The sequence below is a fragment of the Cryobacterium sp. PH31-O1 genome (genome assembly GCF_030063455.1).
GTDB lineage: Bacteria > Actinomycetota > Actinomycetes > Actinomycetales > Microbacteriaceae > Cryobacterium.
Window position 1 is genome coordinate 201,611 of record NZ_JASITB010000004.1, and the last position, 14,277, is coordinate 215,887.

Annotated in this window: 15 protein-coding genes and 2 pseudogenes; 8 read left to right on the forward strand and 9 right to left on the reverse strand. The window is 66.5% G+C overall.

Annotation, left to right across the window (positions count from 1 at the left end):
• The first annotated feature begins 16 nt into the window (after positions 1-16).
• On the forward strand, positions 17-985 hold the full coding sequence (locus tag QMK31_RS10190; protein WP_283500835.1) for an ABC transporter ATP-binding protein: 969 nt from the start codon (positions 17-19) through the stop codon (positions 983-985).
• Positions 982-1,836: an ABC transporter permease gene (locus tag QMK31_RS10195; RefSeq protein ID WP_283500836.1), complete on the forward strand. Its 855-nt coding sequence runs from the start codon at positions 982-984 to the stop codon at positions 1,834-1,836. Before QMK31_RS10190 ends, QMK31_RS10195 begins: the two co-directional genes overlap by 4 nt.
• A 114-nt stretch (positions 1,837-1,950) precedes the next feature.
• Here QMK31_RS10195 and QMK31_RS10200 read toward each other — a convergent pair whose 3' ends face one another.
• A complete protein-coding gene (locus QMK31_RS10200; protein ID WP_283500837.1) occupies positions 1,951-2,670 on the reverse strand; it encodes a LuxR C-terminal-related transcriptional regulator in 720 nt (239 codons plus the stop codon).
• Positions 2,667-4,061: an ATP-binding protein gene (locus tag QMK31_RS10205; protein ID WP_283500838.1), complete on the reverse strand. Its 1,395-nt coding sequence runs from the start codon at positions 4,059-4,061 to the stop codon at positions 2,667-2,669. The genes QMK31_RS10200 and QMK31_RS10205 overlap by 4 nt, the downstream gene beginning before the upstream one ends.
• 127 nt (positions 4,062-4,188) lie before the next feature.
• On the opposite strand from QMK31_RS10205, the gene QMK31_RS10210 reads away from it, so the two are divergent.
• Both QMK31_RS10210 and QMK31_RS10215 read left to right on the forward strand, forming a co-directional pair.
• Positions 4,189-5,694: a PspC domain-containing protein gene (locus QMK31_RS10210; RefSeq protein WP_283500839.1), complete on the forward strand. Its 1,506-nt coding sequence runs from the start codon at positions 4,189-4,191 to the stop codon at positions 5,692-5,694.
• Positions 5,695-5,702: 8 nt separating this feature from the next.
• Positions 5,703-6,107: a hypothetical protein gene (locus tag QMK31_RS10215; protein WP_283500840.1), complete on the forward strand. Its 405-nt coding sequence runs from the start codon at positions 5,703-5,705 to the stop codon at positions 6,105-6,107.
• A 70-nt stretch (positions 6,108-6,177) separates the two neighbouring features.
• On the opposite strand, the gene QMK31_RS10220 is transcribed toward QMK31_RS10215, so the two are convergent.
• From QMK31_RS10220 to QMK31_RS10230, 3 genes are read right to left on the reverse strand one after another with little or no spacing between them, the layout of a single operon-like run.
• Entirely contained in the window at positions 6,178-7,362 is a 1,185-nt protein-coding gene (locus tag QMK31_RS10220; RefSeq protein ID WP_283500841.1) for a UDP-N-acetylmuramate dehydrogenase, read from the reverse strand.
• A 3-nt stretch (positions 7,363-7,365) separates the two neighbouring features.
• Complete coding sequence (locus QMK31_RS10225; protein ID WP_283500842.1) at positions 7,366-7,788, reverse strand: MaoC/PaaZ C-terminal domain-containing protein; 423 nt, start codon at positions 7,786-7,788, stop codon at positions 7,366-7,368.
• Positions 7,785-8,231 carry an FAS1-like dehydratase domain-containing protein gene (locus QMK31_RS10230; RefSeq protein ID WP_283500843.1) on the reverse strand — a complete coding sequence of 149 codons (447 nt, stop codon included), beginning with the start codon at positions 8,229-8,231 and terminating at the stop codon, positions 7,785-7,787. The genes QMK31_RS10225 and QMK31_RS10230 overlap by 4 nt, the downstream gene beginning before the upstream one ends.
• Before the next feature lie 71 nt (positions 8,232-8,302).
• On the opposite strand from QMK31_RS10230, the gene QMK31_RS10235 reads away from it, so the two are divergent.
• On the forward strand, positions 8,303-8,752 hold the full coding sequence (locus QMK31_RS10235; RefSeq protein WP_283500844.1) for a GNAT family N-acetyltransferase: 450 nt from the start codon (positions 8,303-8,305) through the stop codon (positions 8,750-8,752).
• A 387-nt stretch (positions 8,753-9,139) separates the two neighbouring features.
• A complete protein-coding gene (locus QMK31_RS10240) occupies positions 9,140-9,712 on the forward strand; it encodes a HEAT repeat domain-containing protein (RefSeq protein WP_283500845.1) in 573 nt (190 codons plus the stop codon).
• 21 nt (positions 9,713-9,733) lie between these two features.
• Here QMK31_RS10240 and QMK31_RS10245 read toward each other — a convergent pair whose 3' ends face one another.
• The 4 genes and pseudogenes from QMK31_RS10245 to QMK31_RS10255 all read right to left on the reverse strand — a co-directional run bounded on the left by QMK31_RS10245 (position 9,734) and on the right by QMK31_RS10255 (position 11,484).
• On the reverse strand, positions 9,734-10,630 hold the full coding sequence (locus QMK31_RS10245) for a carbohydrate kinase family protein (protein ID WP_283500846.1): 897 nt from the start codon (positions 10,628-10,630) through the stop codon (positions 9,734-9,736).
• Positions 10,631-10,762: 132 nt separating this feature from the next.
• Positions 10,763-10,846: pseudogene (locus QMK31_RS17370) on the reverse strand (hypothetical protein); the annotation flags it as partial.
• Positions 10,847-10,944: 98 nt separating this feature from the next.
• Positions 10,945-11,064: pseudogene (locus QMK31_RS17375) on the reverse strand (LacI family DNA-binding transcriptional regulator); the annotation flags it as partial.
• Between the two features lie 255 nt (positions 11,065-11,319).
• Positions 11,320-11,484 (reverse strand): hypothetical protein, encoded by a 165-nt coding sequence (locus QMK31_RS10255; protein ID WP_283500847.1) that lies wholly within the window; start codon positions 11,482-11,484, stop codon positions 11,320-11,322.
• Positions 11,485-11,699: 215 nt separating this feature from the next.
• Here QMK31_RS10255 and QMK31_RS10260 point away from each other — a divergent pair, with 215 nt between their 5' ends.
• Together QMK31_RS10260 and QMK31_RS10265 are read left to right on the forward strand one after the other, a co-directional pair.
• Positions 11,700-12,614, forward strand: coding sequence for a LysR family transcriptional regulator (locus QMK31_RS10260; protein WP_283500848.1), 915 nt, complete (start codon positions 11,700-11,702; stop codon positions 12,612-12,614).
• 292 nt (positions 12,615-12,906) lie between these two features.
• On the forward strand, positions 12,907-14,238 hold the full coding sequence (locus QMK31_RS10265) for an MFS transporter (RefSeq protein WP_283500849.1): 1,332 nt from the start codon (positions 12,907-12,909) through the stop codon (positions 14,236-14,238).
• Positions 14,239-14,277 lie beyond the last annotated feature (39 nt).

A 14,277-nucleotide genomic window follows, 5' to 3' on the forward strand; every position in this document is an offset into this window, starting at 1 on the left:
GTAGGATTCCGGTGACATGACAGTCTTAGACCCCGTCGTGCAGGTGCGTGACCTGCAGAAATCGTATGGCAGCGTCGAAGCGGTGCGCGGCGTGAGCTTTTCCATCGCGGCCGGCGAGACCTTCGCCCTGCTCGGCCCGAACGGCGCAGGCAAGAGCACGACGATCGAGATTCTCGAGGGCTACCGAGACCGCACCGGCGGCGAGGTGAACGTACTCGGAGTCGATCCGCACCACGGTGGCCTGGACTGGAAGGCTCGGCTCGGCATCGTGCTGCAGACCAGCGGCGAGAGCGGCAATGTCACCGTCACCGAGCAGCTGCGGCACTTCGCCGGGTTCTATCCCAACCCCCGAGACGTCGACGAGGTCATCGACGCGGCCGGCCTGAGGGAAAAGGCGACGACCCGCATCAGCAAGCTTTCCGGCGGGCAGCGCCGCCGAGTGGATGTCGCGCTCGGCATCATCGGCCGTCCCGAGTTGCTGTTCCTGGACGAGCCGACCACCGGCTTCGACCCCGAGGCCCGGCACCAGTTCTGGGACCTCATTCGCGGACTCAAAGCGGAGGGCACGACCATTCTGCTGACCACCCACTATCTCGACGAGGCCGCGCAACTCGGCGACCGTGCTGGAATCATCGCCGGCGGCCGCCTCATCGACATCGGTTCGATCGACGAAATCGGTGGAGCGGATGCCCGCGTCCCGCTCGTGCGCTGGCGTGACAGCGGTGGGCTGCTGCGCGAAAAGCGCACGAGCCAACCCGCACGGGTCGTCGCCGACCTCCTCGCGAGAGGCGACGGTGGGGAACCGGAGGACCTCGAGGTGATCCGGCCGAGCCTGGAAGACGTCTACCTGTCGCTCGTGCGCGGCCACGAGGCCGAGGCGGCGGCATCCGGTGCCGGCAACACGGTCAGACCGAGTCGTCGCCGCCATGGCGACGGCGGGGCGCCTGCCTCCCCGGTCGGGAGTGATAAGGACGTACGAGCATGAGCGCCACCCAGACGCGTACCCGCGCGCACAAGAAGGCGCCGGGCACACTCCTGCTCGGGCTGTCGCGCATCGGCTATGAAACCCGGCTGTACTTTCGCTCGCCAGACACGCTGTTCTTCACATTTTTCTTTCCGTTCATCATGCTCGGCATCTTCACCGCAGCGTTCAGCACTTCAGGCAATATCGGTGCGAATCCCGACGGCACCGGAGGAGTGAGCGTTGGCGCTTACTATCTGCCCGGCATGCTCGCCGCCGGCATGCTGCTTTCTGGCGTGCAGAACCTCGCCGTCGACATCGCCGGAGAGAAGAGTGACGGCACCCTCAAACGTCTCGGCGGCACCCCGCTGTCGCCGTTGAGCTACTTTCTCGGCAAGATCGGGCAGGTGTTCGTGACCGCAATTCTGCAGGCTGGCCTGCTGCTGCTCGTGGCCCGGTTCGTGCTTGACATCACCCTGCCGAGTGAGCCCGAGAAGTGGGCGACGTTCGCCTGGGTGTTCGTGTTCGGCGTGATCACCAGCGCGTTCCTCGGAATCGCGCTCGCATCCGTTCCGCGATCGGGCAAGAGCGCAACGGCCGTCGTGATTCCGGTGGTGCTCGTTCTGCAGTTCATCTCCGGTGTCTACCTGCAGTTCACGGCGCTGCCTGAATGGATGCAGAACTTGGCGAGCGTCTTTCCGCTCAAGTGGATGGCGCAGGGCATGAGGTCGGTCTTTCTGCCCGAGGGCTTCGCGGCCGCCGAGCAGAACGGATCGTGGGACCTGGCCTGGGTCGCCGGCGCCCTCGGGGTGTGGCTCGTGGTCGGATTGGTGCTCAGCCGGGTGACGTTTCGATGGATTCGCCGCGATGCCTGAGCCAGCATTGACGCAGGCTTCGGCCCAGACCAGGAACCCAGCGCAGGGATGCCTTTCGTTTTCAAACGGCACCGAAAGGTGCGATCCCTCAAGCGCCTTGATCAGGGGCGAGGTCTAGAGCAGTTTACGTTCGAGCGCCCAGGCGGTCAGCTCGTGCCGCGACGACAGCTGCAGCTTGCGCAGCACGGCCGACACGTGGGTTTCGACGGTCTTGGCGGCGATGAACAGGGTGCTCGCGACCTCCTTGTAGCTGTAGCCGCGAGCAATGAGCCGCATCACCTCGGTTTCGCGAGCGGACAGTCTGTCGAGCTCTTCGGTCGTCTCGGCCGTCTCGCCGGCGACGGCGCCGAAAGCGTCGAGGACGAACCCGGCCAGGCGCGGCGAGAACACGGCGTCGCCGTCGGCGACTCGGCGGGCGGCGTCGGACACCTCAGCCCCGGAGGCACTCTTGGTGATATAGCCGCGGGCGCCCGCCCGAATGACGCTCACCACGTCGTCGGCGGCGTCGGAGACGCTGAGCGCCAAGAACAGCGTGTGCGGTGCTCGCGGCCCCGCCTCGCGAATGACCTCCGCACCGCCCCCGCCGTGCCCGCCGGGCAGGTGCACGTCGAGCAACACGACGCGCGGTTGCAGGTCGATCACCGAAAGGACGGCAGCGTCGACCGTGGCGGCCTCACCGAGCACGATGATGTCGGCCTCGAGTTCGGCGCGCAGCCCGGAGCGAAAGATGGAGTGGTCGTCGACGATCAGCACGCGCAGACCAGCGGATGCCGCGGACGGCGCGATGGCAGCACGGGCACTGTCGCCCTGGCCAATCGGTTCGGGAGTGGTCATCGCATGCTCGTTTCGGTCTGCTGCGCATCGGTCTGATTCTCATCGGTCGCTGCGCGGGTCGTGGGCACCGGGGTGGCGGGGGGCGCGGCCGTGCCCGGCTCGGTGCGCATCGTGGCTGGCAGGGTCAGCAGAATTTCGGTGCCGGCCCCGCCCGGACCGGGCCGCACGGCTGCCGAACCGCCGGCCCGATGCATGCGCCCGAGGACGGATTCGCGCACACCGAGGCGGTCTGCGGGAATCTGGTCGAGCCGAAAGCCCGGGCCTCGATCGGTCACGCTCAGTTCGATGCCGCGTGCGCCGGTTTCGAGGTAGACCGAGACCGCACCGCCGGCATGCCGCGCGGCGTTGAGCATGGCCTCTCGGGCGGCAGCGACAAGCGATTCCGGGGCATCTCCACCGCTCGGGTTCGACTCCGGGCTGGCCGAGGAGCGCACGCCCACCTCCGCGCCGACCGTCACAACCTCGAAGTGCACCGCAAAGTCTTCTTCGATCTCGCCGGCGATGCGGCGAAGCGCTGCGGCCAGGTCGCTCGCCGGTTCGGTGCTGCCACCTCGGGTTCCGGTGAACAGCCACTCCCGCAGCTCGCGTTCCTGCGCCCGGGCGAGCCGAGCGACATCGCTGTGCGGCCCGGCCTTCTGCTGAATGAGCGCGAGGGTCTGCAATACCGAATCGTGCAGGTGCGCGGCGATGTCGGCACGTTCCGCCTCTCGGGCACGGGCGGCGCGTTCGTCGGCTAGGTCGCTCCACAGCCGCAGCACCCACGGCGCAATGACGACAATAACGCCGAGCAGAACGGATGCAGCGGCCACAATGACCGTCCACACATTCGGGCTGTCACCGGTCACGAAAAACAAGAGGATGCCCACCGCGACCAGGACGAGCGCTCCGAGGGTGCGCACCAGCAGCGCCGAGGATTGCTGGGCCGCTCCGCTGCGCACATCAGCGAACTGTCGCCAAGCCAGCGCGATGCCGGCGAGCACGACGATTCCGGGCACGACCACGGCAAGCGGAATGTTGGCCCCGAGACGACTGGCGACCAAGGCGATGCCGGCCGACAAGAGCGCGAGTCCGAGCAGGATCTCGGTGACTGGCGCTGAACGGTTGAGAGAGACGTCCACTGCCAACGCGGGCGCAGCGACTAAGGGAGGGCCGGGCAAGAGATCGGGACTCCGACCGGGCCGGGCCAGGCTGGTTTTGGGGAGCGGCTCGGCTATCGTCGGCGAAACGCAATTCGGCGTTGTGACCCATAACCAGGCGTAGAGCAGAACCCCGGCGCCGCCGCACAGGGACAGCAGCACGGTGGCCACCCGAACGGTTGTGACGGAGAGGCCCGTGTGGTCGGCGAACCCGGCGCAGACTCCGCCGAGCAGGCGCAGCCGGGGGCGGGTCATCCGTTCGGTTCTCACTCGCTAATCAAAGCACGCCGGCATTACTCCGGGTGGCGTGCGGCGAGAATTCAGGGTTCGGTCAGGGTCATCCCCCATGGCCGCCCGTGGGGTCTGCTGCCAAACTCGAATCATGAACGACACACCACTTCCACCGCAGGCCGACAGCCAGCAGCCCGGCCCCGCGCAGCCCGTCCCGACAGACTCGGGAACCAAGCCGCAGCCCGATCAGATCACCCGATTCTTCGATTGGATCCGCTCGTCCGGACTCAACCGCGATGGCGACCGCTGGTTCGCTGGGGTCTGCGGTGGCATCGCCGCTCGCACCGGGCTCGACCCGCTGATCGTGCGCGGCATCGCCGTTGTTCTCACCATTCTCGGCGCCCCCGTGGTGTTCGCCTACGCCGTGGGCTGGGCGCTCCTGCCCCGCGGCGCCGGGCGCATCTACGCCGAGGATGTCCTGCGTGGTCGATTTCAACCAGCCATGATCGCGATCGGCGCTCTGCTGCTCTTTACAATCGTGCCGATCTTTCAAGACGGCTGGTGGCGCGGTCCCGGTTTCGGCCTGCCCAGCTCGCTCAGCACCCTGTTTGGAATCGGCTGGAGCCTAGCCCTGCTGGCCGGCATCGTCTGGCTGGTCGTGTATCTCGTTCGACGTCGCCGCGGCACCGGCACGCAGCCGGGTGGCCCGGACGGCTCAACCCGCTCAACCGGATCCCCGTCGGGTCGCTCGGGCTCGTACCCCATACCCGGTTACGGTTCGACGCCCTCGAATCCGACACCGAGCCCGGCATCGGACTACGAGACCGCAGCCCTCGTTCCCGAGGCGAGCGCGGCATCCGCTACGCAATCGCCGTCAACGACGAGCGCCCCCTACAGCGCAACGCCGTATGCCGCGAAACCAGAGCAGCAACCGAACCAGAACAACATCTGGCAGGAGCAGCGCCTCGCTCGCCAGGCAGCCAGGCGCGCCCTGGTGCGGGCTCGTCGCCCCGGGGCGGGCTTCAGCGCGATCGTGCTCGGCCTGGCCCTGGCCACCGGCGCCGTGGCCGCCGGGGTGAATTCGAACGGCGTCTGGTCGCAGGACGCGGTCATTCTCGGCGTAGCGTTCGCCCTCGGAGTGCTCGCGCTCGGCATCGTCATCGCCGGAATCCGCGGACGCACCGACGGCGCCATGGGCGGGTTCGCCTTTCTGGCCGCGGCCACTCTCATCGTGCTCGGCGTGTTCCCCCAGGGCACCCAATTTTCGCTGGTCGGCAATACCGTCTGGTCACCGAGCGCGAATTCCGCCGCAGCTGACCCGACCTCCAGCTACGCCATGATCGTAGGAAACACGACGCTCGACCTGAGCGATTTCGATAACCCCGGGCTGAACGAAGACAGCGTCATCGACGTCTGGCTCCTCGTCGGCGCCACCGACATCCAGCTGCCGGCGGATGCTCCGGTGCGCGTCGAATCGAGCGCGCTGGTCGGCGGCGTCGAGTATTCGGGGCGCACTGTGGCCGCCGAAAACGGCGAGCAGACCGGCGTGTTCACCTTCGACCAGCGCACCTTCAACGCGAACAGCCGCAGCGACGGCCCGCTCGTGCGCATCTTTACCCTCGCCGGCGTCGTCACGCTCGATTCTTCTAACGATTAGGAACCCTCATGACCACACCACAGAACAACACCGGCGCCGACGCACCCACGGAAGATTTCTCCGCGAGCCGTCAAACGAGTGACGTGACCGCGAATTTGTCGACTCACCCGACCGTGCCGTACCCGGAGTCGACCCTCCCACCGCGGGAGACCATCGAGACCCCGAACTTCTTCGCCCCGAACACCGACGCGCCGACCGTCGGCCCCGCGCTACCAGCTGCGCCCCGGCTGCGCCCGCGCTTCGGCACGATCCTCTGGGGCATCCTGCTGCTCGCCCTCGCCACCTACATGGTGGTGTTCACGCTGCTGCCGGTACCGCCGGATCCCACGCTTTGGCTGCTCGGCGGGGTGATCGCGGTCGGGCTCGGCCTCGTCGTGGCCGGCATCGCTGCGGCCGCGCGGCGCGCCGACTGATTGGCCGGGCGAGGCGCCTTCACATCTCCGTGGGCTGGCGCCCCGCCCGTTCCACCGCGCGACTCTCGGTCTACAGCGTCAGTCCCACCAGCACCGGCTCTGGCTGCAGGTTCACCCCGTATTCGGCCTGCACCCGGCCGAGCACGTACCGAGCCAGTTCGGCCACCTCGGCAGCCGTCGCCCCGCCCGTGTTGGTCAGGGCGAGGGTGTGCTTGCTCGACACGGCCGCCTTCGACCCCGGCAGCCGAAATCCGCGACGGACACCCGCGTGCTCAATCAGCCAGGCCGCGCTGAGCTTGACCAGGCGCACCGGTTCCTCGCCGGGAATGGGCCCGACGCCCATATATTCCTCCAGGGGAATAACTCGGTCCGCCGGCTCGGCCTCGAGCGGCCAACGCGGCGCATCGGCTGGCAGTGAGCGCGCAAAGGTCTCGGTGACGATCGGGTTGGTGAAGAACGAGCCGGCGCTGAACGTGTCACAATCGTTCGGGTCGAGCACCATCCCCTTGCCAGCCCGCAGGCCGAGTACGGTCTCGCGCACGATCGGCAGCGGCACCCGGTCGCCGAGCTGCACGCCGAGCGCGCCGGCGAGTTGGGCATACTTCAAGGGCTGGCCGAGGGGACTTCCCAAAACGGAAGCCTCCGCCGCGGTGTCGTGCAACTCCAGCTCGATTGCGAGCACGACCCCGCGCAGACCCCGCTTGAGTGCCGAGGTGCGGTAACCGAGGTCGAGGTCGGCGCGCTCCAGCCGTTCAACTTCGCCGGTCTCGTAGGAGAGAAAATCGACCGCGACGAGGCTGTCGGAGAGTTCCTGGCCGTAGGCACCGATGTTCTGTACGGGTGCAGCGCCGCACGATCCGGGAATGCCCGACAGCGCCTCGATGCCGGCCCAACCGTGTTCCACCGCGTAGGCGACAAGGTCGTCCCACGGTTCGCCGGCCTGCACTCGCAGGCGCACCCCTGATCCCGATTCGATGCCGGCGGTGGGCGCGGCATCCGCGTCACTGGAGGTTTCGCGGCCAACCGCGAGCACCTCGATACCCCGGGTCACCACCTGGATCACGATGCCGTCGAAACCCTCGTCGGCGACGACGGTGTTGGAGCCACCGCCGAGCAGCAGCCAATTCTCCTCGAGGCCCCAAACCACGAGGGTCTCGTTGATGAGATCCTGCTCGGTGACCGGCGCCACCCGGGCGGCGGGCGGCCCACCGACGCGAAAGGAAGTGAGAGTGCTGAGGTCAACGGGTTCAAGCATGGTTCACGCCAGGTTAACGCGCGCCTGCGCCTTGCCGAGAACGGTCGCGCCGTTGAAGGTCACGGACAGGTCTATGCGGGCGATGCCGGCTCCAAGGTCGACAGCGCCAACCTTGGCGACCACAGACACGATGGCGCCATCCGTAGCATCGACGAAGACCGGGCGGGTGAACCGCACCTGGTAATCGACCACCCGCGCCGGGTCGCCGACCCAGTCGACAACGGGCTGCACGGCCAGGCCCATGGTGAGCATGCCGTGGGCGAGCACGCCAGACAGCCCCACTGACTGCGCCACATCGTCGCGGTAGTGAATGGGGTTGAAGTCACCGGATGCCCCGGCGTAGCGCACCAGGGAATCGCGCGTGAGGGAAAAACTCGCCTCGGCAACAACGCTGCCAATAAGGAGATCGGCCAGAACGGGGGTCATTCGTCTCCCCTGACGACGAGGGTGGAGATGGCGGTCACGACATGGGCGCCGGTGGCGTCAACGATCGTTGACTCCGCGGTCAGCATCGAGTGGCCACCGAGGGTCTTGATGCTCGTCACCGCGAGCGTCGCCGTGAGTTCATCGCCGGCCACGATCGGGCGGGTATAGCTAAAACGCTGGTCGCCGTGTACGACGCGGGTGAAGTCGATGCCGCCATCGGGCTCGGCCAGGAGCTGGGCCAGAGTTGCCTCCTGCACGACCACGGCGAAGGTGGGCGGGGCGACGACGTCGCTGTGGCCGGCCGCGCGGGCCGCTTCGGGATCGTGGTTGATCGGGTTGGTCGCGAACACGGCGCGGGAGAATTCGCGCACCTTTTCACGGCCGACAAGATACGGTGCGACCGGCGGAAAGACCCGCCCCTGCAACTCTGGGTTCACTGACACCCGTCGAGTCTACTAAGCGAGCTCCCGCACAGCGGTCAGAATCCGGCCCGACAGGGCGCACACTTAGTACCGTGAAATGTGTATCCGTGCGCCTCGGTGACCCCGAGGTGGCCCCTCTCCTGCTCGACCTGCACCGCGAATATGAGACCCGCTACGGCGACGGCGATTCCGTGCACGATGTCGACGGCACCGAGTTCGATCCCCCCGGCGGCGGTTTTCTCGTTCTCGTCGACGGCGACACGACGGTAGCCGGCGGCGGCCTGCGCCAGTTCAACGCCACGACCGCCGAGGTCAAACGCATGTGGACCAACCCCGATTACCGCCGCCAGGGCCACGCCCGCACGATCCTGCGTGAACTCGAATCTCTCGCCCGCAGCCTCGGCTATGAGCGGATGCGCCTGGAAACCGGCTATGCCCAGCCCGAGGCGCTCGCGCTTTACCGCAGCCTGGGTTTCACCGACATCGGCAACTACGGCATCTACGAGCACGCCTCCGGCTTCGAGCTGAACCTCACGCTTTAACCAGCGGATGCCCACCGGAGAGTTCGGCCGGGTAGGCGCGAGCCTCGTCGGCGAGTCCGAACAGCTCGAGAATCTCGAGCGATCGTCGCCGGCGTTCGGCACTCCGACACCGGCGATTTCCGGCCCCAACTCCATGGTGCCCTGGGCGGTTAGCCCAGCGAGCAGGTTGAAGTGTTGATAGACCAGGCCAATCTGTCGGCGGGCCAGGCGCAGCTGGTCAGGCGAGAGCCGCGTGAGTTCCTCGTCGTCGACCGAGACCGTGCCGCGGGCTACCGTGGGGCTGACATCGTCGAGGGCGGTCGTTGCGCCCTATTACCCGCACCAGATCGCCGTCAGGGCACGGTTTCGATGGCTCCGATGCCTGCGGGGAGGTAGCGTTAGAGAGCTATGCAAAACAAATTGATTCCGCACCCCGACCTTCCGATCGACCTGCCGACGGAGGAACGCATTCGCGCCGCCGTGACTCACTACGGCGAGAACGTTGTCATCGACAATGCTGTGGCTCTGCTGCGCGCCAAGAACGCCGGTAAAGACTTTCTGCTCTACGCCGGCGGACGCCACGCGCTCGGCATTCTTGAGGGTGCTCCCGCGCTGTACTGGCCCGAGCTGTGGGGCGCCCGCGCGCTGCTGCACGTCTGGGGCGAGCAGGCCGCGCCGTACATCGTCGTCGGCCTGAACAACCAAGCCTGGCGCGTACGCGAAATGTGCGCGAAGGTCGTGCTGCTGCGCGGCCTGCAGGTCGTACCCAAGCTCGTGCGGCTCACCACTGACGTGAATCCGCGCGTTCGCAGCGCCGCGCTGCACGCCCTCGCCGATCAGGGCACCGAAGCCAATATCGCCACGATCGAGGTGCGCTTGCGTGACTCCGACAAGGAGGTGCGCCGCGCAGCGCAGCAGGCTCGCGACGCCATCCGTTCGCGCCTGAACCTGACCGAAACGATAGCCGAGCCCGAGGCATAACGCGCCGCGGGCATCCGCTAGCTACGGCCGGCGAAGAAGCGCGCCCTCGTGCCGGCAGGTGGCGGCGGCGGTGAGCATGGCGTCGACCAACAGTGCCTGCCAGGCGGCGGAATCCTGCGGCACCCCGTCGTTCACGATCGTGCACACGGATGCCGCAAGCGTCGCGTCACCGGCACCCATCGTGTCGATGATCGGGCCGTCGAGAGTGGCGATCGGCACGCTGACCAGCCCACTAATGGCGAACGCGACCGAAGCGCCGAGGCGTCCGGCGGTCGCCAGAACGTTTTGGGCCCCCGCATCGACGAGCCGCTCCCGCAGCTCATCAAGGGTGCTGTCGTAGAGCAGGTCGGCGTCTTCCTCGCCGACCTTGACCAGCAGACTGCGCGCAGCGAGCGCTTCGAAGTTGCGCACGAACCGGGGGCCGTCGTGCAGCATTCCGGCGCGCGGGTTGGGGTCGATCACGAGGCGACGTTCCGGATCACTCACGCAGGAGGCGAAGGCTTCGGTCTGCGCGGTGTCGTCGAACGGAAAGCAGCTCACGACGACCAGCTCGGCGGCCGCGAGCGCCGCGCGCTCGGCAACACCGAACTCGATGCGGCGCGCCTTCGCGGCGTCGTTGAAAAAGTAGCGGGGCTCGCCGTCGGCGCGGTCGGACACAGCCCGCGACGACCCGAGCGGGCCAGCGGTTGCGATGAGCTGCACGCCGTATTTCTCGAGGAACGCGCGAATCACGGCGCCGTGGGCATCGTCGCCGACCATCGCTATCAGGGCCGTCGGCAGGCCGAGCACCGCCAAGCCGACCGCGACGTTGAGGGCGGCACCTCCGGCGAATTCCCGGCTCGCCTCCGAATCACGCAGTTCGTCGATCAGGGCATCGCCGACGACAACGACGCGGGCTGGAGCATTCTGTTCAGGCATGGGGTCCAATCTCTCCGGAGCCGCGAGCGATGAGCTCGGTCGGCACGACATAGGAATGTGTCGGGGTGCGGTCACCGTCGAGGCGATTCGCTGCAGGTTTTGAGCGATGACGGTGATACCGGGGGTGAGCAGGTCGGTGAGGGAAATATCATCGAACCCGACCAGGGCCACGCGGTTCTGCAATGAGCGGGCACGCAGCGCCTTGATCGCACCGATGGCGACGAGGTTCTGGTACCCAAATAGACAATCCTGCGGTCGGGCTGATAGTCGAGGCTGTCCGCCGCCTGCTTGACCTTTGCGATCATGGCCGGCGACACGTTGGGCTCACCGTTGATGACTCGAGAAACCGTCTTGATGCCGAGGCCGGCCAACGCGGCGACCTGACGCATGGTCGGTCGAGCGCGCGGCGCACCGCAGGGGGTGCCTACCGACATCGTTGTCACGATGAATCTCCAACTTGATTAAGTGCCTGACTCTATAGCCATTGTGGTCTAAAAATATCAGTGACATCGTTATCAGGCCGGTCGATCTGCGACCTCGCCAACCGGGCACGCGGACCGCTCATTGAGAGCGAAAGTTCAACGCTGACTGGTCTGAGCCGGGGCCCGACCCGACGAGGTCCGATACAAAAAACAGCCGGCACGAGGAGTCCATTCTCCTCGTGCCGGCTGCTCTGGAACCATGCAGCACTAGGCGCTCTTGCGTCCTGACATCGACCGCATCAGGAACATGATCACCGCGATGATCGCGAGCACGATACCGACCCAGAGCAGAAATTGTAGCGACTGCACCAGGCCTCCGGTAATGAGCAGCACCACCGCAACAACGGCCACAATGATGAGTAACGGGTTCATAATCCGACCTTTCATTTCATGCGCGGGAAGATCCCGATTGCAGCGATACTACCCCCCAACCGAGGGTCGTAAGCGGATGCCGCGCGCGGCATCCGCTTACGTGTCGCGGCGGCTGCTCATTCGCCTTTCGAATGGATGCCCGGCGTTACCATTGAGCAATCCGTTCGCTCGGGGCGGAGTGCTTGCCTTCCCGCCTGCCACCGATCTGGAGCTCGATGCGACACTTCACCCTCACCCAGTTGCGGTATTTCGCCGTCGTGGCCGAGCTCGAGAGCATGACCCAGGCCGCTGCCCGGCTGTTGGTGAGCCAGTCCGCCGTGTCCACGGCGATGGCGGAGCTGGAGCGCACCCTCGGTGCCCAACTGTTTTTGCGCAACCCTTCGACGGGGCTCAAGCTCACCCCGACCGGCCGCAGGTTCGCCCTCGACCTGAAGGGCTTTCTCGACCACGCTGACTCCCTGTTCGAGTCGGCCTATGGTTCCGCCGAGATTCTCAGCGGCGAGCTGACCGTCGGTGTGTTCTCTCCGTTGGCGTCATTTCGGCTGCCAGCCATTCTCAAGGCGTTCGAGGCCACCCATCCCGGCGTCGACGTGACCTTTCTCGAAGCCGACCTCGCCTCGTTGCAGACGGCGCTGCGCGAGGGACGGTGCGACCTCGCGCTCATGTACGGACACGGCCTCGGCAGCGGGTTCTCGAGCCAGGTGCTCGAGCGGGTGCCGCCGCACGTCATCGTGCCAGAGGGCCATCGGGCCGCGAACACGCCGGGCCAGGAGATCGCCCTGAAAGACCTGGTCGGCGAGCCGCTCATTCTGCTCGACCTGCCGCACAGCCGGGAGTATTACGAGAGCCTGTTCGCCCTGGCCGGGGTGGAGCCCAATGTGCGTCACCGGTTCGCCGGCTACGAAACGGTGCGCTCCTTCGTTGCCCAGGGCCACGGTTATGCGCTGCTCAACCAGCGGGTCTACAACGATGTGCCCTACTCCGGTGGCCGGGTGGTGCCGCTTCGGCTGACCGACGAATTCCCGCCGAGCGAGGTGATGCTCGTGCGGCTCGATGATGCCCTGCCCACCCGGCGCGCCCTGGCCTTCGAAGAGATCTGCCGCCGGTTGTACGGCGCGACCCGGCCGTGACCCATCACCAAAATCGATGCGGTCGGCCATGAGAATCAATTGGACAAGGATCTTTCGCAACGCGCAAGCTTGACCACAATCGGTCACGTACTCCCGGCGTCGCTCGTCTTCAACCGGGATCGGGGCCGCAGTGATCAAGGAGGATCAGTGTTCGACCAGACAGTTTATGTGTCGCCCCGGTTACACACCAACGGATGCGCCGCAATATGACCGACATACGACTCCCGCAGAGTTCACGGGCCAGAAACGAAGCGGCGAGCGCCGGAATCATCGCGATCGTAGCGTGGATCTCATGACCAAGACCGAAGCCACCGTTCCGAACAGTCCGCCAGCCGAGACCGCTCCCTCGAAGAAAATCACCGGCCTGCAGAAGCGCGTGCTGCTCGGCGGCAGCATCGGCCAGTTCATCGAGTTCTACGATTTCACCCTCTACGGCCTCACGGCCGTGATCTTTTCCCAGCTGTTCTTTCCAAGCTCAGATCCGATCCTGGCCCTGCTGGCCACTTTCGCGACCTTTGGCGTCGCGTTCGTCATTCGTCCGCTCGGCGGCCTGTTCTTCGGCGCACTCGGTGACAAGATCGGGCGGCGCAAGGTGCTGGCCATCACCCTGCTCGCCATCGGCAGCGCGACCGCGTGCATGGGGTTGCTGCCGACCTTCGACCAGATCGGTGTCTGGGCTCCCCTGTTGTTGCTGCTCCTCCGTCTCGTGCAGGGCTTCTCGGCCGGCGGCGAATCGGTCGGCGCGCCCTCGTTCGTGTTCGAGCACGCACCGGTCGACCGCCGCGGGCTCTGGCTGAACATCACCATCGCGGCCACCGCGCTGCCGTCGGTGTTCGCCGGCACGATGATCCTCATCCTGAGCCAGAGCATGTCCGACGAGTCCTTCACCGCCTGGGGCTGGCGCCTGCCGTTCTTGCTCGCCCTGCCCCTGGCCCTGTTCGGGGTGTGGATTCGCAGCAAGACCAGCGAGAGCAAATCGTTCACCGACGCCCAGGCCAGCAAACCTGCGGAGTTCAGCCCGGTCAAGGAATCCTTCCGCGAGAACAAACTGCGCATGGTGCAGGTCATCTTCGTCATGGGCCTCACCGCGATGGGCTTCTACTTTCTCTCGGCCTACTTCGTGGCCTACGTGCAAACCACCGGCAACCTCAGCCGCGAGCAGTCCTTGCTGGCCAATGCCGCAGCCCTCGCCTTGTATGCCGTGCTGCTGCCGATCGGCGGGCGCATCGGCGACAAGGTCGGGCGCAAGCCCATGCTCATTGCCGGGTCGGCCGCGATCGCCGTTGTCGCCGTCCCGAGTTTCATGCTCGTCACGAGCGGCAGCCTGCCCCTCGCCCTGGTCGGCCAGATGCTGTTCGTGATTGCGCTGTGCATCTACGGCGGCGGCTGCTACACATTCTTTGTCGAGATCTTCACGACCAGAACCCGCTTCACGAGCGCCGCCGTGAGCTACAACCTCGGCTACGCCATCTTCGGCGGTACCGCACCGCTGGTCGGCACCGCCCTCGTCGCCAGCTCAGGGATCGCGTTCGCCCCCGGCTTCTACATGGCCGCAGCCGCCGTGATCGTGCTCCTGCTCGTGACCCTCACCAAGGTGCCGGAGACGCGGGGGCGCCTGGGGTGACACCCGCAGCATCCGTTCGCGCATTACTCGCCCTATAAA